This window comes from Paenarthrobacter sp. CM16 (genome assembly GCF_013179505.1).
Classification (GTDB): Bacteria; Actinomycetota; Actinomycetes; order Actinomycetales; family Micrococcaceae; genus Arthrobacter.
In genome coordinates this window covers 1-26,312 of sequence record NZ_JABMCX010000024.1, presented here as the reverse complement: position 1 = coordinate 26,312, position 26,312 = coordinate 1, and the positions used below count along the sequence as shown (strand labels likewise).

The window sequence follows — 26,312 nt, the reverse complement described above, 5'->3', positions numbered from 1 at the left end:
CACCACCATTTCCTTCAACGTACAGGCCGGCGGCCGCTACACAGTAGAGAGCGAGCAATGCTGACTTCGCCCACCACCGTCCCATCCACCGCAGCAGTTCCTGTCCCGTCATCGCCCGCGAAGGAACGCTCATACCTCGCAAGTGAACCTAACGACGGGATCACCATTGCCGTTGCAGGCGGCACCGTGGACCTCCATGTCGCCGACACTGAGGACCCAGCAGTCCGGCGCGCAGCCGATGACCTGGCACGCGACCTGGCCGCAGTCTGCGCACCCCTGACCGTCACGCACCGGAACAATGACCAAGCCGGGATCATCATCGGAACCATCGGACAATCTCCTGTCATCGATGCCGCCATCAGGTCCGGGCAGCTGGACGTGTCCGCACTTCAGGACCACGACGGATCTTTGCGATGGGAAGGCTTTCTCATCACCCTGGTCGAGGATGTTCTCTATCTGGTCGGAGCCGATCGGCGAGGCACCATCTACGCCATCTACGACCTCGCCGAAACCCTTGGAGTATCACCGTGGTCCTGGTGGGGTGACGTTCCGGTTCGAACGAGGGACCACGTCACTGTCCGCCAGGGCACCCACCTCGTCGACTGGCCCTCCGTGCGCTACCGGGGAATCTTTCTCAACGACGAAGAAGAACTCTGCCACTGGGCCCGGGCGAACACACAAGACGACACGATCGGCCCGGCAACCTACGTCAAGGTCTACGAACTGATCCTCAGGCTCAAAGGCAACTATCTCTGGCCTGCAATGCACGTGGGAGCCTTCAACCACGATCCCGAAAACGGCAGGCTCGCCCACGAGATGGGCGTCGTCATCGGCACCAGCCACTGCGACATGCTCCTGCGCAGCAACGAGCACGAATTCACGCCGTGGGTGGAACAACGGGGCGAATCCGTCGAATACGACTACTCCCTGGACGGCCGGAACCGGGACCTCCTCGAGGAATACTGGCGGGGCAGCGTCGCGCAAAACCGCGACTACGAAGTCACCTGGACAGTGGGCATGCGGGGAGTCCACGACTCAGGCTTCGAAACCAGAGCCATTGACGAAGACACCACCCTGACCGAGGACGAGAAGCTTCAAGCCCGGGTAGAGCTACTGGAAACTGTGATGCGGGATCAACGCTCCTTGCTCTCGGAAGGGCTGTCCGTCGCCCCGGACGCCGCACCCCAACTGTTCATCCCGTACAAGGAAGTCCTGCCGCTCTTTGATGCCGGGCTGAGAGTCCCTGACGACGTCACCGTTGTCTGGGCAAACGACAGCTTCGGCCACATCCGCAGATTCCCCAACAAGACCGAGCGCCAACGGGCCGGGGGTCACGGTCTCTATTACCACTCCTCCTACTGGTCCAACTACACCACCAGCTACCTCGCAACCTCATCAACACCCCTGGCCCTGATGAAGTCTGAACTCCGCAAAGCCTGGTCGGAAGGAATCCGCCAACTGTGGGTCAACAACATCGGCGGGCTCAAACCGCTTGAACAGGAAATGGAGTTCTTCCTGCGCAGCGCCTGGGAAGCCGGTAAAGAGGACAGCACTGCTGACATTCACGCGTTCACGGAACACTGGATCGACGGAAAATTCAGTGGCGGTCACGGCGTCCGGGCGGCAGCCATCTATGCGGACTACTACCAACTCAACAACCAGCGCAAAATCGAACACCTCACCGCAGACGTCTTCCCGCAAGCAGGTTACGGCGATGAAGCGGGGCGCCGTCTGGCTCAAATTCTTGGCCTGTATGAGGAAACCAACACCATCCTCGCCGCCCTCCCCGAAACTGAGCGCGACGCCTTCTTCCAGCTTTTTGCCATCAAGATCCACCTTTGCTACCTGACCAACGCTGAGTTCTACTACGCCGACAGAAGCACCGCTTCCCTTCGTCAGGGAAAGCCCACGACTGCGGACGACTACCTGGAAATTTCCCGTTCCTTCGCCCGCAACACCAGAGCGATGATTCAGTACTACAACCGGCAGATGTCGGGCGGTAAATGGGACGGAATGTTTACCCCACACGAGTTCCCGCCCCCTGTCATGCCGATACACCCGGCAGCCACGCCGGCTCTGTCCGTAGGTGAAGCCGGCCTTGGCGTCACTGTCTGGGGCGCCGCGGACCCTAAGGCGGTCCTGCCCCCGGAGATCGTCTTTTGGCCCTCGGGAACTGATGCCAAATGGATCGAGGTGTTCAACCAGGGCGCAGGCAGCATTGACGTCGAGCTCACGGCTGACCCGTGGATCGATATCGACCCGCACCCGGCCACCATCACTACCGAAGCCCGCATCGCCGTCCGCGTCAGCGACCCCGCACTCCACGCCGGCCGCACCGGGACGATCAACATCACCTCCCACCACACCGGGCAATCAGTCGACGTCACCGTCCGGGTCATGGCCGCACTACCGGTACCCGCGGATTTCCAAGGGGTTCTCGAAGCCGATGGCTATGTGAGCATCGACCCTGCCCGTCCGGACAGGATGGTCTCCGGACCGGACTTCCAGTGGAGAGTCGTCCCGCACCTTGGCCGCTACGGAAATGACGCGATCCAAACCGAGGCGTCAGGAGCGGAACAGTCCAGGTCCGGCGAAGCAGTCCTCGAATTCGGCGTACTGCTTGAAACGGCCGGAGCGCATCAGCTGGAGCTGCATCGTCTGCCCACACTGAACTCAACGGGCCGCCTCCGTGTCGGGGTCAGCGTCGATGACGAGCCTGCAGTGGTTCTCGAGAGCCCCACCACGGATGAACACCGCGGGGTATGGTCCATGGCCATCCAGGACAATGTCGAACGACTCCACCTCCAGCTGCCGTGGCTCGCCGCTGGACCCCACAAGCTGCGCCTGCACGCACTGGACAAGCATGTTGTGGTCTCGAAGCTGGTTCTCTATACGGCGGCAACGCCGGTCGCAACCAACCTCGGTCCTGCCTTCAGCCGACACACCGGACGGCCCTACACCTCCTTTGCAGATCCCAACCCGCTCGCAATCAACCCGCAGGCGGTCGAACGTGACGCCTTGGAATTCTATGGAATCGACCCGCACACCGTCCCGTTACCGGACCAGATCTACGCGGACCACCGGTTCTGGGACGGACCGACAACGTTCCGCCGACCGATGTCGGTAGCGCAGCCCCTGACCGGCCCCCTCGAGGAGACCCGGTGCGTTAACGGAACGAAGGACATGGTCGCCGCACTGGGTTCCGGTGTCATCGTCGAGGCAGGCGGTGTTGTCGCCTTTGAGGCGGAGTACGCCCTCGCGGAAACGGCAGATGCGTGGCGTACGCACGGTGGTGAGGATGAGACCGCCCTGTGGACACACACGCAGGCCGAGACCGGCGGCGGTACCGGCCTCGCCATGCACGTCCGGCCCCGCGGCCTGCGCTGGGAAGACCCGCTTCAAGCCCCGGCCATGCACTACGCCCTCGACATCGGATCCCCCGGCACCTACAGGGCATGGCTCCTGGTGAAGTTCGATGACAACCAGGATGACTCATGCGTGATCGCAGTCGACGGTCTCCCGCAACCCATCACCGAGCAATTTTCTCAGGGCGGGCTCTGCGCCTACGGACTCAGGCAACGCTGGGTATGGGTGCACCTGTCGGATGTTGACCTCACCTCGGGGGAACACACGTTCTCCATCATCGCCCGCAAGGGGGGCTTGCGGGTTGACCGTGCCTTCCTGACACTCGGCGACGACCTGCCCCCCATTGACGCAGCCTGGGCTCCCAGCCTGCGCTCAATCCTCGCCCCGCCCCCAACCCACCCAGGGAAATAGGGCTACCTGCCATCACGGACTGGTGCTGAAGGTCAAACTGCAGCACCAGCCCGGACACGCCACCCCACAAGCCGGCACCGGGCGTCCACGCCTTGGCGCGTCAACTGCTGATGGCCATGAACGACACCTTGAAAGAACTCCAACCATGACTGAACTGGCCACAGCGCCGCCCTACTACGAGCAGTTCCACCCCACCACCGGAGTCCGTAGCCCCCGAGCATGGTTCCTCTCAGATGCCCCGAGGCTTTCGCTCAATGGCGCCTGGCGGTTCCGGTACTCCTCCAGGGCGGACCTGCCCGAGGATCTGGCCGAAGCGGACCTTGACGATTCGGGATGGGACACCCTGGCTGTCCCTGCCCATTGGCAGCTCAACGGTTTCGGACACCCGATCTACACCAACACCAGATATCCCTTTCCGGTTGATCCGCCCCACGTGCCGAATGAGAATCCCACAGGAGATTACCGCCGCTCCTTCGCCGTTCCTGCCGGATGGGACGCTACCGATGGAATCGTCCTGAGGTTTGAGGGGGTTGATTCCTGCGCCAAGGTTTGGCTGAACGGAGTGGAACTCGGCGTCATCGCCGGTAGCCGGCTCCCCGCAGAATTCGACGTGTCCGGCGTCATCAACAGGGACAGGCCCAACGTCTTGGCAGTACGGGTCCACCAGTGGTCCTCCGGGACCTACCTTGAAGACCAGGACATGTGGTGGCTTTCCGGGATCTTCCGGGATGTAACGCTCCTGACAAGACCAGCCGGCGGCATCGACGACTTCACAGTTACAGCGGAGTTCGACCACGAAACCTCCAGCGGCTCCCTCCGCATCGACACGGAGGCTGCCGCCCGGATCCGGGTACCCGAACTGGGAATAGACGCACCCGCCGGAGAGAGCATCACCGTCCCCGCCGTCGAACCGTGGTCCGCAGAGCAACCCCGCCTCTACGAGGGCACACTATCCACACCGTCCGAATCCGTACCGGTCAGGATCGGATTCCGCACGGTAAAAATCACCAACGGCATCCTCACCGTCAACGGCAAACGGTTGCTCCTCAAAGGCGTCAACAGGCACGAATTCGACCCGGACACGGGCCGGACCGTTGACGAAGAGCTGATGCGCCGAGACATCGTCCTCATGAAACAGAACAACATCAACGCCGTACGAACCAGCCACTACCCACCCCATCCCCGCTTCCTGGAACTGTGCGACGAATACGGGCTATGGGTCATGGACGAATGCGACTTCGAAACGCACGGATTCTTTCCCGTCAAATGGGCGCCCATCTCCGTCAACCCCACCGATGACCCCCGATGGCGCGACGGGCTCGTGGACCGGATGGCCCGCATGGTGGAACGGGACAAAAACCGTCCCAGCGTCATCATCTGGTCTCTGGGCAACGAATGCGGACCCGGCCAGAACCTCGGCGCCATGGCTGACTGGGCCCGCCAACGGGATCCCGGACGCGTGCTGCACTACGAGCGTGACTGGAGCTGCCAATACGTGGACCTCTACAGCCGCATGTACGCCACCCACGACGAAGTCGACGCCATCGGACGAGGCGAGGAAGCACCACTGCCCGACGCAGCGCTCGATGCCCGACGGCGGGCCATGCCGTTCATCCTGTGCGAATACGGCCACGCCATGGGCAACGGCCCCGGAGGGCTCACTGAATACCAAGAACTCTTCGAGAAATATCCCCGCTGCCAGGGCGGATTCATCTGGGAATGGATAAGTCACGGCCTCACCGCAACGACAAACGACGGCAGCAGCTACTACGCCTATGGAGGCGACTTCGGCGAAGAACTCCATGACGGAAATTTCGTCGCCGACGGTCTGCTGTTCCCGGACCGATCCCCGTCACCGGGCCTGGACGAGTTCAAGAAGGTCATCGAACCGATCCGCCTGGTCATCGGCGCGGAGCACGTCACGGTCCACAACCTGTTTGAGCACCGCGATACCAGCCACCTTTCCTTCCCCTGGGAGCTACAGGAGGAAGGCAGAACCATCGCCTCCGGAACATTGAAGCCTCTCAACCTGCCCGCAGGAGACACGCTCACCGTTCCACTGCCCGAAATGCCACCCACCACAGCAGAAACGTGGCTAACAATTCACGCCGTCCTGGACCAGGAAACATCATGGGCACCCGCCGGACACGAAATTGCCTGGAGCCAGCGCCAGATCCACACGGCACCGCCTGCATCCAACCCCTCCGCCACGCCAGCGCACCTGCCCATCACCCGCGCGGACCGCATCCACCTGGGAGCCAGCACCTTCGATGCGCGAACGGGACAACTCACCACACTCGGGCCTCTGACGGTCAGCGGACCCAAACTGGACATCTGGCGGGCACCGATCGATAACGACCGGGCGTTCTCCTGGGACCCGCTCCTGCCAACCTGGAAAGCTCTGTGTCTTGACCGGGTCCAACACCGGACAGACCTTGTACAAACCACCGACAACGAGCTCATCGTCCAAACCCGTGTGGCACCAGCAGGAACAGAACTAGGCCTGCTCACCACCTATAATTGGCGGCACCACGCCGAGGGCCTTGAACTAACCCTGACCATCTCACCCGAAGGCCACTGGACGTGCCCGCTGCCGCGGCTCGGCCTGCGGATGGCCCTTCCGGCGTCCCTGGACCAAGTCTCCTGGTACGGGCTCGGCCCCAACGAAACGTACGAAGACAGCCGGCAGGCCGCGCGGGTCGGACAGTTCAGCTCAACTGTCAAAGATCTCCAAACCCCGTACGTCTTCCCCCAAGAGAATGGAAACAGGCTGGGCACCCGAACGCTCACCATCACCGACTCAAACGGTCATGGACTGCACGTCACCGGCGATACCCAGTTCGCCTTCACCGCCCGCAAATGGACCAGCGAGCAACTCGAAGCCGCGCAACATACCGTGGACCTTACCGAGGGGGACAAGGTTTGGCTGAACCTCGACCACGCCCAGAACGGCATCGGCTCAGGATCCTGCGGCCCCGGCGTCCGCCCCGAGCACCAACTATGGGCCCAAAAAACACAGATGCGACTCCTGTTCACACCAGTCTCCCCATGACGGATACCCACTATCCAGCAACCCCTTCAGACGAAAGCTCTCCTGCCCGACTTATCGGCCTTGACTGGGGGACCAGTTCTTGCCGGGCATACCTCATCGATGGCACGGGTCAGATACTCGCCTCCACCACCGGCGGCCTTGGCGTCCTGGCCATGTCAGCGGCAACGGACAGGGCAGCAGCCTTCGATGACCAGCTCAAGGCACTGGTCGGTGATTGGCTGAGGACCAGTCCAGGACTGCCCATGGTGGCCTGCGGCATGGTGGGCAGCGATCAAGGATGGTCGGTGGCCGCATACAAAGAAACGCCCGCCGACCTTGTGAACTCCTCGCTGCTTCCGCTCACCGAAGTTTCCACCACCCTGGGCACATTGCACATCGTCCCTGGCCTGCTGAGCTATGGGACGCCCGGAAAACACGGCACCCCACTGCCCAACGTCATGCGCGGAGAAGAAACCCAAATTCTGGGTGTAGTGCCCGAACCACCTGATGAGAGCACGCATGTGGTCATCCTTCCTGGAACCCACACCAAATGGGCGCAGCTCAAGGGCAGTACAGTCACAGATTTTGCAACGTCCATGACCGGTGAAATCCATGCACTGCTCCTGCAGCACAGCATTCTTGGCCGAACAGCCCAAAACCCTGCAGCGCCGGATCTGAAAGCCTTCGAGCAAGGACTTGATGTTGTCTTCGGCAGCGGCAACAGGTCACCCGCGGGAGACACACACATCCTCTCCACACTGTTCTCCGCCCGAACCCTTCCCATGACGGGGGCGCTGGAACCAGCTGGTGTCCCCGACTACATATCCGGGCTCTTGATCGGTACTGCGGTGGCCGGTTTTACCCAGCAATGGCTTGCCGACGCTGCAGTCAGCGAGGTGCCTCCAACGGTCACGATCTGCGCCAACGACGCCTTGGCCCGGCGTTATGCCCACGCTTTGCTGCGAACCGGGACAAAGGCCACCGTGGCGGCCGGAACCCCGGCGGCCGCGGGACTATGGCGAATCGCCCTGCTGGCCGGACTCACCGAAAGGGAAACACCATGAGCCGTACACCTACCGGCTTGATCGCCATCCTCCGTGGACTTACGCCACCCGAATCCGAGGCCATTGGCCAGGCACTGTACGCTGCCGGGTTCCGCGCACTCGAAGTCCCGGTCAACTCCCCGCATCCGTACGAATCCATCCGGCGGCTACGGGAAAACCTGCCCGAAGACTGCATAATCGGCGCCGGTACCGTCCTTCGAACCTCGGACGTCGAGCTCGCCCGGGCCGCAGGTTCGAACCTGGTGGTCTCACCGAACACCAATCAGGAAGTCATCAAGGCCACGTTGGCAGCCGGGATGCTCAGCTACCCGGGGGCTGCAACACCCACCGAAGCCCTCGCGGCAATTGAGGCCGGAGCCACCAGCCTGAAACTTTTCCCCGCTGAAACCATCGGCGTCAGCGGTATGAAGGCCTGGCGCGCTGTCCTCCCGGGCGACATAGAGATGCTCCCTGTCGGAGGAATCGATACGGAAAACCTCCCCGTCTGGGCCCACGCAGGCGCAGGGGGCGCCGGAATCGGATCGACACTCTACAGGCCCGGCCGAAGCGCCGGAGAGGTAGGCACACGCGCGGCACAGCTTATCGCCGCTTGGGCGGCAGCGAAGGACCAGGTCCCGTGTGCGTCCAACTTTCCATGAACATGCCTAGGAGAACCGATGAAAATCACCTCACTGACAACCTATTCCGTGCCTCCGCGCTGGCTCTTCCTGAAGATCGAAACTGACGAAGGAATCACCGGATGGGGTGAGCCCGTGCTCGAGGGCCGGGCCGAAACAGTCGCCGGCGCCATCGACGAACTCTCCGATTACCTCATCGGCAAAGACCCCCGCAACATCGAAGACCTCTGGACCGTGATGTACCGCGGCGGTTTCTACCGCGGCGGGCCAATTACCATGAGTGCGATCGCGGGCATCGACCAGGCCCTGTGGGACATCAAAGGCAAGGCTCTGGGAGTTCCGGTCCACGAACTGCTCGGCGGGAAAGTGCGCGACAGCATCCGCGTCTACTCGTGGATCGGAGGAGACCGGCCCGGCGAGACGGCCGCCGCAGCCACTTCGGCGGTGGAGCGCGGCTTCACGGCCGTGAAAATGAATGGCACCGAAGAACTTCAGTACGTCGACACCTGGGATAAAGTTCAGCGCTGCCTGGACAACGTCCAGGCCGTCAGGGACGCTGTTGGTCCGAATGTGGGCATAGGAGTGGACTTCCATGGTCGCGTGCACAAACCCATGGCGAAAGTCCTGATCAAGGAACTCGAACCCTACAATCTGATGTTCATTGAAGAACCCGTACTCTCAGAGCACACCGGCTCCCTGCTCGATGTCATGCGGAACACCCCCACGCCGATAGCGCTCGGGGAAAGGCTCTACTCCCGGTGGGACTTCAAAGACATCATCGCGAGCGGGGCCGTGGACATCATCCAACCTGACCCCTCACACTCCGGCGGCATCACTGAAACCCGTAAGATCGCCCACATGGCAGAGGCCTACGATGTCGCTCTGGCCCTGCACTGCCCGCTGGGGCCGATCGCACTGGCGACCTGCCTGCAACTGGATGCTTTCTGCTACAACGCCTTCATTCAGGAACAAAGCCTCGGCATCCACTACAACACCACCAATGATCTTCTCGACTACGTCCGTGATCCCTCTGTCTTCAGCTACGAAGCCGGGATGGTCCGTATTCCGGACAAGCCAGGGCTGGGAATCGAGGTCAACGAGGAATACGTGATTGAACGGGCTGCGGAGGGTCACCGCTGGCGCAACCCCGTCTGGCGGCATGCCGATGGTTCCTTCGCCGAATGGTGAAACGAACTTCCCCGGCTGCCTCAGCCGCAGCCGGGGAGTCAGGCCGGGCGGGGCCGTCCATTCAGCAGAACAGCCAAGGCAACGAACTGCTATTTTCTGGACGGGTTGGCCGGGCCGGTGCTGTCGCGCCAGACGACTGCGGCGACCGACTCGGAATACGTTGGCTCCTCTTCCTCTCTCATCACGGCAAGGAGCCTGGCCATGGACCTGCGCCCAAGTTCCATATAGTCAACCTTCACAGTGGTCAACGTCGGAGGAAGCCACTCACCAAGCGGGTTGTTGTCCCAGCCGGCGACGCTCACGTCCTGCGGAACGCGCCAGCCCCGCTGTAAAGCGCCATGAATCGCAGCCGCCGCCAGGTGGTCATTGGATGCGATGATGGCCGTCACGCGGGAGTCATCCGGAAGATCAAGAACGGCCTTTTGCCCGGCCTCACCGAGCCAACTGCCAGCCACCGTACCTGCCGACTCCAAGCCCAGCCGTTCGATGGTTTCACGGAACGTCTGTTCACGGCTTCGAACGGTCGTGTAGGAGCGGTCCCCAGCAATGTGCAGGAACGTCCGATGCCCCTGAGCGGCTAAAAATTCGATAATTTCGGCGACCGGCGAGGCGTCCGCAAGGTCACCGATGCCGCGCATCTCGTCGTCGTATTCAGCGCCCACCACAACCGGCACCCTCGAAGCGATCTGCGCCTGACGCTCGGAATCCAACGGAGTCAACGCCAGAAGACCTTCAAAGAGCCCCGCTTCAGCAAGCTCAAGCATGCGTTCTGAACGTTCCGAGGAAGAACCCGCAAGAGTAATGGCGTCCACCTGATAACCCGCCTCGCGGGCGGCCTCAGTGGCCCCCGTCAGCATGTGCACCGAACTCGCAGCAGACCCGGACGGGAAGAGGATCGCCAAACGCCCGGTGCGGGTCGTCCTCATTGCCCTGGCAGCGAGATTGGGCCGGTAATCCAACTCATCGATAGCAGCTCTGATGCGCTCACGCGGGTCCTCGCGGGTACGCTCCCCGTTGAACCGCAGGTAGCGCGAAACGGTCATATGCGACACGCCAGCGGTTTTGGCGATGTCGTAAATCGTCGGACGTCGCTGCTGCATCTCTTTGATGACCGCCTCCTCGCGTTCCAAGGGACCCCAAAATTTATGAACAAAAACGAACAAATTAGGGGTTGACCAAAGCCTTATCGATATCTACTGTAGACCATACCGCCGCGAAGTTATCGATAAGATAGACGATTTCCGCCGATCAGCGACGTTCGAGCCGAATTCTCCTACTGCCTTCACCCGTGACCTGGATCTGACCAAAATCAGGCAACAATCGGCTCCGGCCTGCCCGACTTTCTCCCCTCCCACGACGTCCTCAAGGAGACTCTCCGATGTATTACGGTGCTGACTATAACCCTGAGCAATGGCCCGAGGAGACCTGGCCCGACGACGTTCGCCGAATGCAAGAAGCAGGCGTCAACCTTGTCAGCCTCGCCATCTTCTCCTGGGCAAAGATCCAGCCGGCAGAAGGTGAATTTGAGTGGGGCTGGCTCGACCGCATTCTCGGTCTCCTCCACGACGGCGGGATCCAGGTGAACCTGGCCACTGCGACGGCATCACCACCTCCGTGGGCAACCCAAAAATATCCCGAAATGCTCCCGGCGGATCAGAACGGGGCCGTGTACGGGCCCGGAAGCCGGCAGCACTACGCCCCGACGTCGCCTGCCTATCGCCGTCTCGCCGCAGATCTTGTCGCCGCCCTGGCTGCGCGTTACGCCACCCATCCCGCCGTCGTCATGTGGCACGTGAACAACGAATATGGCTGCCACCTGAACTACGACTACTCCGACAACGCCCGAGACGCCTTCCAGCACTGGCTACGCCGCAAATACGGGACGATCGAGGGGTTGAACGCTGCGTGGGGGACGGCGTTCTGGTCCCAGATCTATACCTCCTTCGACCAGATCCTTCCCCCACGCAAGGCGCCCTACAGCACCAACCCCGGGGGAGCCCTCGACTACAAGCGCTTCACCTCCGATGCCCTCCTGGAGCTGTACGTCATGGAGCGCGACACCATCCGTGCAGCGGGGGCAACGCAGCCCATCACCACCAACTTCATGGGCGCCTTCCCCCCGCTGGACTACTGGAAATGGGCTCAGGAAGTAGATGTGATCGCCGACGACTGCTATCCGGACCCTAACGATCCCGAGTCCTTCCGCACCGCAGCCTTCGCCAGGGACCTGATGCGGTCCCTGAAGCCAGGGACTCCGTGGCTGCTGATGGAACAGTCCACCGGAGCCCTCAATTGGCGGCCGACCAACGCCCCCAAAGCCCCCGGCCAGATGGCGGCACTGTCCGCGCAAGCCGTCGGCCACGGCGCCGATGCAGTGATGTTCTTTCAATGGCGTCAGTCACGGCGTGGCAGCGAAAAGTTCCATTCCGCGATGCTTCCCCAAAGCGGGACCGGAACGCGGATCTGGCGCGAAGTTACCCACCTCGGGTCCACCCTCGCCGAGATCCCAACACTGGCACCGGACAGCGGCGCCCGCGTCGCGCTGGTCTTTGACTGGGAGAGCTGGTGGGCGCTCTCGCACACCGACTACCCGGTGCCCCTGGACTACTCACGCCTGATCCAGCGCTGGTACGCAGCGCTACACAGCCAGCACGTATCCATTGACATTGTGAAACCCACCAGTGACCTGACCGGCTACAAGCTCGTAGTCGCCCCGCAGCTGTACCTGCTCACCAATGAGGGGGCCGAGAATCTCAGCACCTACACAACTGACGGCGGGCATTTATTCGTTTCCGCGTTCACCGACGTCGTCGACGAGGATGATGCGTTCCGCGACGGCGGTTACCTGGTGGGGCTCAGGGACCTGCTCGGTATCAGCATCGATGAATTCGGAGCTCTCGTCCCACCCTCGGATGCCGGCGACTTCTCATCGGCCGGTGCCACCAGCTCCGCTGTCGGGGGACACGGGCCCGGTCAAGCACACAGCACAGTTCAAGGACCATTCGGAGAGGTGCGTGGGGAGTACTTCGCTGAAGAGCTACGCCCGCACGGTGCGGAAGTGATCGGGTCCTTCACCGATGGGCGCCTCGCAGGTCATCCTGCCCTCACACGGAACTCCCACGGCACAGGTGTTGCCACCTACCTGGCAACCATCCCCGATGACACCGGAATGGTAGCCGCCATGGCCTGGGCGCTTCGGGAGGCAGGGGTGCTTCCCGAAGTCCACGGCCTATCGCCGTGGATCGAAACCGCCCGACGTGCCGATGTGCTCACACTGATCAACCACGGCACCGAGAAACAAACCGTCAGTGTGCGGGGAACGGACATACTGACCGGCGAGGAGGTAAGCCAAGTAAAGCTGGGCGCCTTCGACTGGCGCATGATCAGGACCGAACCGGCCTAGGGCACCTCAAGCAGGCCGCCACACCGTGCCCAGGCGGGTTGCACGCTGTTCTACCCGCAGAGGGACATCACTGTTCTAACATTCAGCGCCCCAAAGAACCACTACAAGGAAGTAGGTCTGTCATTGATGTCAACAACGTTGAGTATCAGAGGAAGGAGGCTCTCTACGCTGGCGGCCGCCTTCTTCGTAGCAGCTGCGCTGCTCGTCCAGGGCGTCGCGGCAGCTCCGGCCGCCGACGCCGCCCCGGTCACTGTAACCGTCCCACACAGCAGCACAACGACCGTTCGAGGTACACCGGAACGAACCTTCTACTCAGGCACCTGGGGAGCTACCTCCCGGAGCCATTACGCAACCACCGGCGCGTCATTCGAGATTGTCTTCACCGGCAACACGATCCAGCTCACCGGGCTGACCGACGTCGGTCACGGCACAGGCCGCGTATTCGTTGATGACGCCGAAGTCGGGATCGTCAATTACCGGGCAGCGAAGAACACGACGGCCCGGGTTCTTTTCACCAAGTCAGGGCTCACCGAAGCCCCACATACTCTCCGCGTCCAGGTCGAAGGCGGCTACATCGACCACAGCGCAGCCATCATCACCTCGGAGGTCAATGACTCCGAGATCCTCGATGACCTCCCGGCTTTGTATCGTGAAGGCGCAGCCCGCATTCAGAGTGACTACACGCAAGCCTCCTGGCCAGAATTCCAGAATGCACTCACCGTCGCCGCGAACCTCGGCGACGGGGGAACACGCGCCGAACGCGACGCCGCAATCCAGGCTTTGAGAAACGCCACAGCAGCACTCGTGGAAATCAAGGGCCTGCGGGACCTGATCGCCGACTACACCACCCGTGTGCCTTCCGAGTTCACGAGCGAGTCATGGTCCGGGTTCGCATCGGCCCTCGCCAATGCCGGAACCGTCGTTGAGACGTCAAACGCAACCCGCGCCGCTGTGGTGGAGGCGAAGACTGCCCTCCAGAACGCCGCCGGAAACCTCATCACGCTTTCCCAGGGCAGCTTCCAAACGATTACAAACAACTCGTTCTGGACGGACACCGACGGTAACCCGATCTACTCCCAAGGCGGCGGCATCTTCCGCTTCGGTGACACCTATTACTGGTACGGGGTGCATTACCAAGAGGCCGAGGCCTACAGCAGCAGCCCCTCCAAGGCTTACGCAACCTCTACGTTCGCATCAATTCCTGTCTACTCCTCAAAGGACCTGGTCAATTGGAAGTTCGAAAATGACGTAGCGACGCGCGATACTCCCATTAATGTCCCGGAGTCGAAGGGGCACTACTTCGCTCAAATGAAGACCATGGCTGATGCGATCTGGGTAGGCCGCTTGGGCGTTGCCTACAACGAGAACACCGGCCGGTACACCTTGTACGTCCAAAGCGGGCAGAACTTCGACCCGACGTCGCAGCAGCGCGGTATGGTGTTGATGCTCCAAGGTGATTCGCCCACGGACGACTTCGACTACGCAAACATTCAGCCGCAAATCGTCAACTCTCCTACCCGCTCCACCGGTGACCAGACTGTCTTCACCGATGATGACGGAACTGACTACCTGATCTTTTCCAACAGCAGCGGCCGGGCCAACGCCTTCATCAGCAAACTTTCGGATTCCGATTCCCTCACTATCGAACCTGCCGTGCGTGTCGGCTACGTAGAAGCCGGCCGCGAGGGTAACGCGATGTTCAAGCTCAACGGCAAGTACTACATGCTCACCAGTGATCTTCACGGCTGGAACGCCTCCGCTAACCACGTCATCGAGTCACAGACAAGCGCCATCCAGGGAACTTACACTCCCGAATACACGCTCCCGGGCTCTGAAAAGGATTACAGCCTGGTCTCTCAGACGGGCTTCTTCGTCACGGTTCACGGCACAAAACAGGACACCGTCCTTTACGCCGGCGATCGTTGGAGCGATTTCGCATGGAACGGCTTGGGCTATAACCAATGGGTGCCTCTGTCGATGTCCGACGGAAAGCCGACCTTCAATTCGCTGAGCAACTGGGAGTTCAACGCAGTAACAGGGGAGTGGCGGGTCGGAGCGGGCAACAATTACGTGCTCAACCCGGACTTCGCCGCCGACCGGGTGCCGGTGACGACCGTGACCGGGTGGAAGACCACCGTTGACGGTGGCTTCTCCGCTAATCCGTTCGTCAGTAACTCCAGCCCCGGAGCAGACTCTTCGCGCTTCGCCCTGAAACTGGGCAACGCCGACAAATTTTCCGGGTCCGTGTCCCAGCAGAATTCGGCACCGACCGGTGTCTACAACCTCACTGCAAAGGTCAACACGGCAGCGGGCCTGGACTATGCCCGGATCGTTGTCCGAGGAGCAGAGGGCGAGTCCTACTCACTCGATATCAATCAGGCCACCGATGGATGGAAGACGGTCGATCTCAAGGACCTGAAGCTGTCCGGTGGTGCCCCGAACGTCTCCATCGAGGCCCGCAGTTCCGGCGGAAATCAGTCGGTTCAGGTTGACTCACTCTCGCTCACGCGCCAAGAAGTTGACCATAATGGGCTGCAGGCGGCCTACGAGGCCAGTAAGGATGCGGTCGTTTCTCACTTCACCACCGGATCCTGGCAGCCGTTCTCGGCGGCACGGGACACCGCCGTCGCCGTACTGGAAGCAGGGACGTCCACCCAGGCCGAGATAGACGCGGCCGCTGCAGCCCTGACCTCCGCCCAAGCGGGACTCGCATCGGCGGTGACTTCCATCGACCTCTCAACCACCAAGACCGCCTACGGGATCGGGGAGGCATTCCACACTGCGTCCCTGAAGGTGACGGCCACCAGGGCGGACGGATCATCCACTGTGCTTACCCCTGACCAATACACGGTCACTGGATTCGCGTCAGCTCAGGCAGCCGAGCTGACCCTTACTGTCGCCGCAAATGCTGATCAGGTGACCGTCGGCGGAGCCACGGTGGCAGCGACGGTGGCGGTGTCGGTGCTGGAGACTTGGAACGCACAGTCGACCTACGTTGCGGACAAGAAAGTCCTTCACAACGGCGCGGTCTGGCTGGCATCTTGGTGGACCAAGGGACAGGCCCCGGGCGACCCATACGGTCCGTGGCAGGAGATTCGCCAGGAAAATGGGACCGCAGTCTGGACCCCCTCACGGATCTTTGTTGCCGGCGACGTAGTCACGTACGAAGGACATCGCTACGTCGCAAAATGGTGGACCCGGAACCAAGCCCCAGGAAATACGTCCGGACCTTGGAAACCCGCGACCTAATCCGTAATTAGAAGGAAGGCCTCGAGCTGCCAGCCCGGGGCCTTCCTTCTGACGTTTTTCGCCTCGTCGCTGGGCAGTCCAACCCCCGAAGCCACAACTGCGTCACCGCCTGCAGTGCGAAGCGTTCCGTCCCTGATCTGATGGGCAGTTCAGGAACGCCGCTGACCAAGGAGACGCTTGCGGAACTGGCTCGGGCTCACGCCGGCATCGGCCAGGAAATGCCGGTTGAAGTTGGATAAGTTACTGAAGCCCACCTCGTAGCAAATGTCCGAGACAGGCTTGTCGCTTCGTTCCAGCAGGCGACGTGCATGCGCCAGCCGCAATTTCCGGACAAGGTCAGTGAAGTTTTGTCCCGTGGAGCGTTTGAAGTATTTGGAGAACGTGGGTTCGGCCATGCCCACCATGGCGGCTGCTTCTGACATGGAGACGCTTCCGGTGTGATTGCTGAAGACGTACTCCAGGACGATGTCCACCACTGCTTCTGCCTGGCCGTCCAATTGCGGCCGGAACCATTCGTCGGCGAGGTATTTGCGTTCGTGTTCCGGTGTCCGGGAGAGGACGGCGAACAAGGCCAGCAGGTGATGCAGCCGTTCCAAACCCGTGGAGGTGCCCATGGCTTCAATGGAGGCCGCTGCGACTTGTGCTGTTTGCCCCAAGAATTCAATGCCCCGTGCGGACTGTTCCAACAACGGTTTCACTTCTGCCAGTTCGGGCACCAGTTCCGCGGTCTGTTCCACCCATTTTCCGTCAAACTGGATCACGGCATCGCGATCTTGAAGCAGTTCCCCTGGTTCGAGATCACTGACCCAGTCATGGGGGAGTCCTGACCCAACCAGAGAAACGTGGCCGGCCTCGAAGGTGCCAATGTAGTCACCCACAATGAATTTTCCCGAACCTTTACGGATGAGGTGGATCTCGTATTCAGGGTGATAGTTCCACCGGGCCACCGGGCTGGGGTAGTCATGCTGGTGCCAGCGGACCGAATGATTCGGATCTTCGGGGATCACTTCGCGGTTGGCGCGCATCCCTATCAACCGCTGGGCCAAGCGCGCCGCAGCACCCTCGTCGGTGTAGGTGGAACTCATGGGACCTCCAGAGGAGCAGGGAAAATTAGTATCAGTATGCGTCATCAGCGACGCTAGTTGTGTCCCACCGCACACGCCTAGTCTTGAGGTACACAGCGAGGCGCCCCGGATATCCCGGTCGAATGCCCCGCCCAGGTCTTGTACTTCCACGCAGTAGTAGGAGTGCGGAGACTGCGCACCCCCATGAAGAACGAAGGAGTCCTCAATGCGCTCAAAAACACGTGCGGCAGCCCTTGCAGCCGGCGCTCTGTGCATCGCGCTCACCGCCGCAGCCTGTGCCGGAGCGGGCGGAACCGGAGCTGGTGACCAGAACAGCATCAGCGTCCTGATGGTCAACAACCCGCAGATGGAAGACCTGCAGAGGCTCACTGCGGATAACTTCACCAAGGAGACCGGCATCCGGGTGAACTACACCGTGCTGCCGGAGAACGACGTCCGGGCGAAGATCAGCCAGGAGTTCTCCAGCCAAGCCGGCCAGTACGACGTCGCTTCGCTGTCCAACTACGAGATACCGTTCTACTCCGCCAACGGCTGGTTGGCCCCACTGGATAACGTGGCCAAGGATCCGGAGTTCCAGCAGGGCGACATTCTGCCCGCCTACACCGCATCCCTTACTGGTACCGATGGCAAGCTCTACGGTGAGCCGTTTTATGGCGAATCGTCCTTCCTGATGTATCGCAAGGACGTTTTCGATGCCAAGGGCCTGACCATGCCGGAGAAGCCCACCTGGGACGAAGTGGCCGAGCTCGCCGCAAAGGTTGACGGCGCGGAACCCGGGATGAAGGGCATCTGCCTCCGCGGCCAGCCTGGATGGGGGCAGGTCTTCGCACCGTTGACAACCGTGGTCAACACTTTCGGCGGTACTTGGTTCGACAAAGACTGGAACGCCAAGGTCAACTCGCCCGAGTTCACCGAAGCAACGGAGTTCTACACCAAGCTGGTGCGGGAACATGGCCCGGCCGGTGCAGCCCAGGCGGGCTTTACCGAATGCCTGAACAACCTCACCCAAAGCAAAGTGGCCATGTGGTACGACGCAACCTCGGCCGCTGGCGCACTGGAGGCCGAAGCTTCCCCGGTGAAGGGCAAGATCGGATACGCCCAGGCCCCGGTGAAGCAAACCGCATCCTCCGGCTGGTTGTGGACCTGGTCCTGGGCTTTGCAGGCGGCATCGAAGAAGAAGGACTCCGCTGAGAAGTTCATCGCTTGGGCCAGCTCCAAGGAATACGAAGAACTGGTCGCCTCCAAGCTCGGTTGGGCCAAGGTGCCCTCAGGTAAGCGCATCTCCACGTACGAGAACGCCGACTTCCAGGACGCCGCCCCGTTCTTCGAAGCCGAACGCTTTGCCATCGAGAATGCAGACCCTAAGAACCCCGGCCTTCAGGAACGCCCCGCCGTCGGCATCCAGTTTGTCGGCATCCCCGAGTTCGCCGCTCTCGGCACCAACGTCTCCCAAGGCGTCAGCTCTGCCATTGCCGGACAGGGGAGCGTGGCTCAGGCCTTGACCAAGGGCCAGGAAGCCGCGCAAAAAGTCGGCGACAAATACAAGAACAAGCAATAACCGAACAGCAGGAGACCATCATGACTACCGCAACGGCGCGCATCTCCCGCCCGGGACATGCCACAGCCAAACCTTCACGAAACAGAGCATCGCGGGAACGCGCCCTGGCCTGGGCACGGCGCGCGCCACTGCTTCCAGCCCTGATTTTCCTCATCGTCGTCACCCAGCTCCCGTTCGTGGTGACCCTGATCATCTCGTTCCTGAACTGGAACAGCCTGAGCCCCGGCACCACGGGTTTCGCCGGTTTCGAGAACTACGTCACGGTCCTAACAGATCCCGATCTCCGCCAGGCAATCTTCACCACCATCCTCCTCACGGTGGCCGTGGTCCTGGCGAGTCTGGTCATCGGCCTGGGCCTGGCCCTGCTGCTGGACAAGAAGTTCATCGGACGCGGACTGGCAAGGACGCTGCTGATTGCACCGTTCCTGGTAGTGCCCGTGGCCGCTGCCCTGATCTGGAAGCACGCACTGCTCAACCCCACCTACGGCCTGATCAACGGCATCCTGACGTGGGCATGGTCCCTGTTCGGCAGCGATACTCCTCCGCAGCTGGACCTGCTGTCGCAAGCACCGCTGATGGCAGTGATCATCTCGCTGGTGTGGCAATGGACTCCATTCATGATGCTCATCCTGCTGGCCGGCCTGCAGTCCCGGCCCATGGACACCGTAGAGGCAGCCCAGATGGACGGTGCCACACCGTGGGCCATCTTCCGGCACCTGACACTCCCGCACCTGCGGCAGTACCTGGAACTTGGGGGCCTCTTGGGTGCGATCTATATCGTCCAGAATTTCGACGCCGTCTTCACCCTTACGTCGGGTGGCTTGGGTACCGCGAACCTTCCGTACGCGATTTACCAGACGTTCTACTACGCCAATGAGTACGGGCTGGCCTCCGCGGCCGGCGTTGTGGTGGTCATTGGCACCATCCTCGTGGCGACGTTCGCCCTCCGCACCGTTTTCTCGCTCTTCAAGAAGGAGGCAGCACGATGAGCACCCTCAGTCCTGCCGCAGCCCGTACCACGTCTGAAAAGTCCAGCACGCCGTCGGGAACCCGCCGTCGTGGCAAGTCCCGCATGGATCCCACCCGCAACAACACGGCCGCCGGCCTCGCAGCGTGGCTGCTGGCGCTGCTCTTTGCTACACCCGTCCTCTGGATGATCCTGACCTCGTTCCACTCCGAAACCGACGCCGCCACCAACCCGCCGTCTGTGGCCGCCAATCTCACTCTGGATGCCTACAAGGAGTTCTTCGGGGAGACCTCCGGCGTCAGCCCGTGGCCTTCGCTGATCAACTCCGCCACGGCCTCCATCCTGTCCACGGTTCTGGTGCTCGTCCTGGCCATTCCCGCCGCTTATGCCCTGTCCATCCGGCCGGTGAAGAAGTGGACGGACGTGATGTTCTTCTTCCTCTCAACCAAGATGATGCCGGTGGTCGCAGCCATCCTGCCGCTGTACCTTTTCGCGAAGACCGTGGGTGCACTGGACAACATCTGGTTCCTGATCCTCATGTACACCTCCATGAACCTGCCGATCGCAGTGTGGATGATGCGGTCCTTCCTTGCCGAAGTCCCCGTCGAAATGCTGGAAGCCGCACAGATCGACGGTGCCAACCTGATCCTCACACTTCGCAAAGTGATCGCCCCCGTGGCAATGCCGGGCATCGCAGCCACAGCCCTGATCTGCTTCATCTTCAGCTGGAACGAACTGCTGCTGGCCAGAGTACTCACCGGCGTTGTGGCCGGTACGGCTCCCGTGTTCCTGACCGGCTTTGTCTCCAGCCAAGGCCTCTTCCTCGCGAAGGTCTGCGCGGCCGCCGTCGTCATTTCGCTCCCTGTCCTGTTCGCAGGATTCGCGGCGCAGGACAAGCTCGTCCAGGGCCTCTCGCTCGGCGCGGTCAAGTAATTCGGCGCGGTCAAGTAACCAACTCCAAAGGATTCCCATCATGACAACCTCAACCACCCACACCCCTTTGCTCAACCAGCCCGAGCTGCCGGCCACCATGCGAGCGGCCATCCTGCAGCGCCAGGGCGAGATGACCATGGAAACGCTGCCCATCCCGCACCTCGAGCCTGACCAGGTGCTGGTGCAGGTATCAGCCGTCGGAGTCTGCGGAAGCGACGTCCACTACTACGAGCACGGCCGGATCGGCGATTACGTGGTGGACCACCCGCTGATCCTCGGCCACGAACTCGCGGGGCGGATTGCCGCCGTCGGAAGCTCCGTGGACCCTGCCCGGATCGGTGCGAGAGTCGCCGTCGAGCCCCAACGCCCGTGCCGGACCTGCAAGCAGTGCAAGGCCGGACGCTACAACCTCTGCCCGGAGATGGAGTTCTACGCGACGCCTCCCGTGGACGGGGCGTTCTCCGAGTACGTCACCATCCAAAGCGACTTCGCGTACGACATCCCCGACAACGTCAGCGACGAAGCCGCCGCACTGATCGAGCCGCTCTCCGTAGGTCTCTGGGCCTGCGAACGCGCAGAAATCAAACCCGGCAGCCGGGTCCTGATCGCCGGCGCCGGGCCGATCGGCATCATCGCCGCGCAGGCCGCCCGGGCTTTTGGCGCAAGCGAAATTTACATCACGGACATCGCCGAGGACCGCCTCGCCTTCGCCCTGGAACACGGTGCCACCCACGCACTGAACGCGAAGACGGACGCCGTGGAAGGCCTTGACGTCGACGCCTTCATTGACGCTTCCGGCGCAGCACAGGCGGTCCGTTCCGGCATCAAGGCCGTCGGGCCCGCGGGCCGCGTGATCCTGGTGGGACTCGGCGCGGACGACGTCGAACTGCCCGTTTCTTTTATCCAGAACCGCGAGATCTGGCTCTCCGGCGTGTTCCGCTACACCAACACATGGCCGCTGGCCATCCAACTCCTCGCGGACGGCAAGGTGGACCTGGACATCCTGGTCACAGGCAAGTTCGGCCTGGCCGAGTCCGAGGCAGCGCTCAAAGCCGGCAAACAGCCCGGCCAGCTCAAAGCCGTGGTGTACCCGGGCCGATGAACACCGAGCTATCCGTATCAGTCATCGGCGAGGCACTCGTTGACATCATCAACGATCCACGCTCGCCGCAGACCCAAACGCATCCCGGCGGAAGCCCGCTGAACGTCGCCGTAGGTGCTTCACGTCTCGGCCTGCGAACCACTTTGGTAGCGCACTACGCCGATGACACGCACGGCGCATCGCTGGAGAAGCACCTCCGCAGCAACAATGTCGACGTCATTAAAGGCGGCTCCGCACCGACGTCGACGGCGATCGCAACCCTGGGTGCTGACGGTGCCGCGACGTACACCTTCGACATCAGCTGGGACCTCGACGATGCTTGGACGACGGCGGCCGAGGCGGTGCGGTCCGCCGGCCACGTTCACACCGGATCAATCGCCTCCGTCCTCGCACCTGGTGACGAGCACACGTTGTCGCTTGTCGGGGCAGCGCGGGAGTGGGCAACCGTCAGTTTCGATCCCAACTGCAGGCCCGCCATCAGCCCGGATGTCGAGCTGGTCAGGCCGCGCATTGAACAGTTTGTGGCTGCCAGCGACATCGTGAAAGCCAGCGACGAAGACCTCCTCTGGCTCTACCCGGACAGGACACCACTGGAGGCTCTGGAGGCTTGGCTGGATCTCGGTCCTGCGGTGGTCGCGCTGACGAGGGGAGCGGCTGGTCCAGTGATCCTCACAAGGCAGGTCCGGGTGGAGATGCCCGCCGTGAGCGTTGTGGTGGTGGATACCGTGGGGGCGGGGGACTCGTTTATGGCAGGACTGATGTCAGCACTTGCCCAGCTCGGAACCCTCGGCGCAGTAGGCAGGGAGAAGCTGAACTCGTTATCCAAGGACGAGCTGTCCGGAGTGGCCGCGTATGCCAACCGTGCAGCTGCCATTACCTGCTCCAGGGCAGGGGCGAACCTGCCAACCGCAGTCGAACTTGGGTCACTGTTTCCTTGCAGTGAGACTGCGTGATGCCGGCCGCCTGGCATATTCCGCGCTATCCATTCCTGGGATTGAAAGGATCAAAGTCCAAGTACAGGGTTGCTCTGACAACCTGAAGGCTTTGCAGTTCCGATTCAGGGCATGTCGAGGCGGGTTCTGTAGGCGGTGTTCTTGTTGATGTTCCAGCCTGCGATGATTCCGGCTCCGAGCATTTGGTCGGTGAGTCGTGCGAAGCGGTAGCCGGGGTCGGTGTCGAGGGCGAGTTGCATGTATTGGTGTGCTTTGGATCCTCGTCCTTCCCACCAGTTGATGTAGCCGATGGTGGTGAGGATTGGTGCTGCGTGTTGTGGGCTGGTTCTGGTGTAGGTGTGGATGAGGAGTTGTTGGGCCCATTCGATGCGTGACCACTTCGGCGCGGTCTGGGTTTGGGCGAAGAGGATGTGCTGTGGTGGTTCGTTGATGCCGGGTATGTCGGCCATGAGCCGGTCGCGGATGTGGGGGAATTGGAAGTTTGCGATGAGGGTGGCGCAGTCCTCGTCTGTGGGGAAGTCTTTGCCGTCGAGCATGCCCGTCCAGAGTTGGCTGGCATTCTCGGCAGCTTGATGGAGTGAATGGGCTCGAATACTGTTCATGCAGTCTTCGATGGCGGTGGCGTGGTCTGCTTCCTGGGCTGGCGCAGGGAGGACGATTCGGTTGGTGGGTTCGATGGTGCTGCCGCGGTAGATGAATTCGGCGTTGACTCGGCTGTATTCAGTGGTGCTGAGGGGCAGGCTGATGTCGTGGCCGGGTTCGCTGTCGTAGGGAGAGTAGGCGTCGTCACCGACGAAGATCCCGTCGCGGATGGTGATGCCGTTCTCGGCAAGGACGCCGGTGAGGGCGGCGATGGTAGCTGCGTGCGGCTTGGGCTGGCCGGGTCCGCAGTGGGCGGACGTGTAGAGGGCGAAGACGATACTCGTCGCGCTGGTGTCACTCGTGAGGTAGCTACTGACCGTCCGGGCGTAGGGGAGTTCCGTTCCGGGTTGACGGGGGAGGTCAATGCGGAGAGTGGCGCCGACCTTGCCCATGTCCAAGGTGATGCAGACCAGGCTTTCGTTGGGCCAGAATCCTAGCGTGTGCCCGATGAAGCTGAGCAGGTCCGCCGGGTCTTTGATAGTGAGCGCATTCATTGTCCTGTTCCTTTGCCCTTATCTCTTGCTGTTTCGCTTGGCCGTTGGTCACGTTGCCTGTCTGGTGCGCCTGGGGGTCGGACGTCATCACTGTGGGGAGTGACGCCGTCGACGTCGGCGCCGTGGGTGCGCTAGTTGCGTGAGGTCTGATCCAGCGATGATGGGGAGATCAGAATTACAAACGGAGGTGTTGCTTCTGCCTTTTCATGGACAAGTCGTTGAGTCGCAGCATGACTCAGCCATCGGCTCTGCGGTACGCCGCCGTCGACTAATTTCCCGCGGACGACCTGACCGGGAGCTGCGCCGTGGGTCCACGTTCCCTTAGCGTCTGCCTGCTCGAACTTGTTCCGGAGCGGTCTGCGTATGGCGCTTAAACAAAAAAGTTTTGGTGATGCCGGACTTATCGCATTTGAGATGCTGGATTAGATTAGGGCCATGACGGAGCAACAGGATGCCAGTGACGTTGAGAGCCTTCATGAGCTTTTAGCCGGGTATCAGGGCTTCGGGGAGATATTGCAAGGCGTCGTAGATATCTCGACCAGCGTGGTGGGCCGATGTGCCGGCTCCCGTATCGAATCTGCACTTTTTGTCAGGAGAAGCAGGCGGAAGACTTCGATCGTCGGTAGCAGTGCCGATGCCTTGGTGCTGGAGAAAGCGACGCAGGTCGAGGACTGCCCGCGGGCTGAAGCGCTTCGGACAAGACGTCCGGCGGTCCTGTGCGATGTCTCCTCTGATACCCGGTGGCCGCAGTACCGCGAGAGCCTGCAGCAGTTGGGGTGTCAGAGTGCTGTGGCATTGCCACTCGAGCTCGGAGAGGGCGCGAACGCAGTGATGACCCACTTCGCACCACACTCAGGGCTGTTCAGTAGTGATGTGATCTCTGAAGCAGAACGCTGTGCCCGTAGGGCAGCTGGAGTCTTGCGCGCTGCAGCCCGGATCGATGATGCCGAACAACTCGCCCAAGATCTTCGATCAGCCATGGAGGGCAGGGCCGTCATCAGCTTGGCCTGTGGCATCATCATCGGCAAAAAGGGATGCAGTCAGTCTGAGGCCTTCGAAATGCTCAGGAACTCCTCCAACCTCCGGAACCTGAAGGTTCATGTCATCGCCGCCGAAGTCGTCGCGGGTACAGGACAGACCCGACTGCCACCCTTCGAACGATAAATGGACTTCGAACCTCACGTGAAGGTGGCGCTGTTGGGGACCAGGTGCCGAGTCAGTCGGAGGAGACGCTGGTACTGGCGGCTATTCATCTTTGGCGAAGACTTCCTTCGCCACGGTGATGGCTGACATGGCTTTGGGCCATCCGGCGTAGAAGGCCAGGTGGATGATCGCCTCTTTGAGCTCGATTTCGGTGAGTCCATTGGTTCGTGCAAGGGCGAGGTGACCTCGCAGCTGATCGGTGCTGCCGCTGGTGATGAGGCTGGCGACCGTGATGAGGCTGCGGTCCCGGGGTGAGAGTTCGTCGCGTTTCCAAATGTCGCCAAAGAGAACGCCGTCTGTGAGATCAACGAGTTTCGGGGCGAAGTCGCCGATGAGTTGCTGTGCCCTGGTCTGGTGTGAATCGCTCATGTGATCTGATCCTTTCAATATGTGTAGCTGCAGGTATGCGGGTACAGGATGATGCTGTCGAGGCGCTACCGGGCTGGGAGAAGTCCCGAGCGCTGCAGCCATGACTCGACCGCAGCGCAAGCGTCCCGGACCTCTTCGCCTTTGACCGCAAGGCCTTCGCCAATGGTTGCCCCTGGGCAGGATTGCCCGTAGTCGCGGGCGGTGTTGCCAAGCCCGCTCATGGCATGGGTGGTAACCGGGTACACGGTCTTGCCGGCGAATTCGTAGCTTTCCGTGAAGGTGGTCATGATCATTGGCGCTCTGACGTTCCAGATCCCGCTGGCCAGGATCACCGTGTCGTACTGCTGTATGGAAGGCAGTGGGTTGCTGATCGCCGGACGTGCGTCCTCGTCCTGTTCGCGGACGTTTCGGGCGACGGTGGCGTCATAGCTGTCCGGGTAGGGTTCAGCGGCTTCGATGCGGTGTACCTGGCACGGGATCAGTGCCCTGATCATGCCCGCGAGTACCTCGGTGTTGCCGATCTCCAGGTTGGTTCGGTCTCCGTAGTAGTAGTTTTCACCTGCCCGTGAGAAGTAGGCGAGCAATACCCGTTGGCCTCCCTGGCCTGGTCCTGTGCTGTTTGGTGGGGGCCTGGTGTCTGTTGAGGGCACGGTGGGTGGTCCTTGGGGTGTGCAGGC

18 protein-coding genes are annotated in these 26,312 nt (G+C 61.7%); 13 read left to right on the top strand and 5 right to left on the bottom strand.

Annotated features, from left to right (window positions below):
* Window positions 1–57: 57 nt before the first annotated feature.
* The 5 genes from HP499_RS03580 to dgoD all read left to right on the top strand — a co-directional run bounded on the left by HP499_RS03580 (window position 58) and on the right by dgoD (window position 9,677).
* Window positions 58–3,777 (top strand): glycosyl hydrolase 115 family protein, encoded by a 3,720-nt coding sequence (locus HP499_RS03580; protein WP_172322568.1) that lies wholly within the window; start codon window positions 58–60, stop codon window positions 3,775–3,777.
* Window positions 3,778–3,922: 145 nt separating this feature from the next.
* Window positions 3,923–6,829, top strand: coding sequence for a glycoside hydrolase family 2 TIM barrel-domain containing protein (locus HP499_RS03575; protein WP_172322567.1), 2,907 nt, complete (start codon window positions 3,923–3,925; stop codon window positions 6,827–6,829).
* Window positions 6,826–7,872: a 2-dehydro-3-deoxygalactonokinase gene (locus tag HP499_RS03570; RefSeq protein WP_172322566.1), complete on the top strand. Its 1,047-nt coding sequence runs from the start codon at window positions 6,826–6,828 to the stop codon at window positions 7,870–7,872. The genes HP499_RS03575 and HP499_RS03570 overlap by 4 nt, the downstream gene beginning before the upstream one ends.
* Window positions 7,869–8,510: a 2-dehydro-3-deoxy-6-phosphogalactonate aldolase gene (locus HP499_RS03565; protein ID WP_172322565.1), complete on the top strand. Its 642-nt coding sequence runs from the start codon at window positions 7,869–7,871 to the stop codon at window positions 8,508–8,510. The genes HP499_RS03570 and HP499_RS03565 overlap by 4 nt, the downstream gene beginning before the upstream one ends.
* Before the next feature lie 18 nt (window positions 8,511–8,528).
* On the top strand, window positions 8,529–9,677 hold the full coding sequence (gene dgoD, locus HP499_RS03560; RefSeq protein WP_172322564.1) for a galactonate dehydratase: 1,149 nt from the start codon (window positions 8,529–8,531) through the stop codon (window positions 9,675–9,677).
* 89 nt (window positions 9,678–9,766) lie between these two features.
* Here the strand turns inward: dgoD and HP499_RS03555 are convergent, their stop codons facing one another.
* Window positions 9,767–10,807 carry a LacI family DNA-binding transcriptional regulator gene (locus HP499_RS03555; protein ID WP_216659705.1) on the bottom strand — a complete coding sequence of 347 codons (1,041 nt, stop codon included), beginning with the start codon at window positions 10,805–10,807 and terminating at the stop codon, window positions 9,767–9,769.
* A 248-nt stretch (window positions 10,808–11,055) separates the two neighbouring features.
* On the opposite strand from HP499_RS03555, the gene HP499_RS03550 reads away from it, so the two are divergent.
* Together HP499_RS03550 and HP499_RS03545 are read left to right on the top strand one after the other, a co-directional pair.
* Entirely contained in the window at window positions 11,056–13,080 is a 2,025-nt protein-coding gene (locus HP499_RS03550) for a beta-galactosidase (RefSeq protein ID WP_172322563.1), read from the top strand.
* Window positions 13,081–13,206: 126 nt separating this feature from the next.
* Window positions 13,207–16,329 (top strand): family 43 glycosylhydrolase, encoded by a 3,123-nt coding sequence (locus HP499_RS03545; RefSeq protein WP_172322562.1) that lies wholly within the window; start codon window positions 13,207–13,209, stop codon window positions 16,327–16,329.
* A 149-nt stretch (window positions 16,330–16,478) separates the two neighbouring features.
* Here HP499_RS03545 and HP499_RS03540 read toward each other — a convergent pair whose 3' ends face one another.
* Window positions 16,479–17,414 carry an AraC family transcriptional regulator gene (locus HP499_RS03540; protein ID WP_172322561.1) on the bottom strand — a complete coding sequence of 312 codons (936 nt, stop codon included), beginning with the start codon at window positions 17,412–17,414 and terminating at the stop codon, window positions 16,479–16,481.
* A gap of 205 nt (window positions 17,415–17,619) precedes the next feature.
* On the opposite strand from HP499_RS03540, the gene HP499_RS03535 reads away from it, so the two are divergent.
* The 5 genes from HP499_RS03535 to HP499_RS03515 are packed head-to-tail and all read left to right on the top strand — an operon-like array spanning window position 17,620 to window position 22,927.
* Entirely contained in the window at window positions 17,620–18,972 is a 1,353-nt protein-coding gene (locus tag HP499_RS03535) for a sugar ABC transporter substrate-binding protein (protein ID WP_172322560.1), read from the top strand.
* 20 nt (window positions 18,973–18,992) lie between these two features.
* Window positions 18,993–19,961 carry a carbohydrate ABC transporter permease gene (locus HP499_RS03530; protein WP_172322559.1) on the top strand — a complete coding sequence of 323 codons (969 nt, stop codon included), beginning with the start codon at window positions 18,993–18,995 and terminating at the stop codon, window positions 19,959–19,961.
* Window positions 19,958–20,872, top strand: coding sequence for a carbohydrate ABC transporter permease (locus tag HP499_RS03525; protein WP_172322558.1), 915 nt, complete (start codon window positions 19,958–19,960; stop codon window positions 20,870–20,872). Before HP499_RS03530 ends, HP499_RS03525 begins: the two co-directional genes overlap by 4 nt.
* 40 nt (window positions 20,873–20,912) lie before the next feature.
* Window positions 20,913–21,974 (top strand): NAD(P)-dependent alcohol dehydrogenase, encoded by a 1,062-nt coding sequence (locus HP499_RS03520; protein ID WP_172322557.1) that lies wholly within the window; start codon window positions 20,913–20,915, stop codon window positions 21,972–21,974.
* Window positions 21,971–22,927: a carbohydrate kinase gene (locus tag HP499_RS03515; RefSeq protein WP_172322556.1), complete on the top strand. Its 957-nt coding sequence runs from the start codon at window positions 21,971–21,973 to the stop codon at window positions 22,925–22,927. The genes HP499_RS03520 and HP499_RS03515 overlap by 4 nt, the downstream gene beginning before the upstream one ends.
* A 104-nt stretch (window positions 22,928–23,031) precedes the next feature.
* Here HP499_RS03515 and HP499_RS03510 read toward each other — a convergent pair whose 3' ends face one another.
* Entirely contained in the window at window positions 23,032–24,063 is a 1,032-nt protein-coding gene (locus tag HP499_RS03510) for a DUF4192 domain-containing protein (protein WP_172322555.1), read from the bottom strand.
* A gap of 435 nt (window positions 24,064–24,498) precedes the next feature.
* On the opposite strand from HP499_RS03510, the gene HP499_RS03505 reads away from it, so the two are divergent.
* Window positions 24,499–25,227 carry a GAF and ANTAR domain-containing protein gene (locus HP499_RS03505; RefSeq protein ID WP_172322554.1) on the top strand — a complete coding sequence of 243 codons (729 nt, stop codon included), beginning with the start codon at window positions 24,499–24,501 and terminating at the stop codon, window positions 25,225–25,227.
* An 81-nt stretch (window positions 25,228–25,308) separates the two neighbouring features.
* Here the strand turns inward: HP499_RS03505 and HP499_RS03500 are convergent, their stop codons facing one another.
* Window positions 25,309–25,635 carry a carboxymuconolactone decarboxylase family protein gene (locus HP499_RS03500; protein WP_172322553.1) on the bottom strand — a complete coding sequence of 109 codons (327 nt, stop codon included), beginning with the start codon at window positions 25,633–25,635 and terminating at the stop codon, window positions 25,309–25,311.
* A 65-nt stretch (window positions 25,636–25,700) separates the two neighbouring features.
* A partial coding sequence (locus tag HP499_RS03495; RefSeq protein ID WP_375154234.1) for a flavodoxin occupies window positions 25,701–26,312 on the bottom strand: 612 nt, incomplete at its 5' end.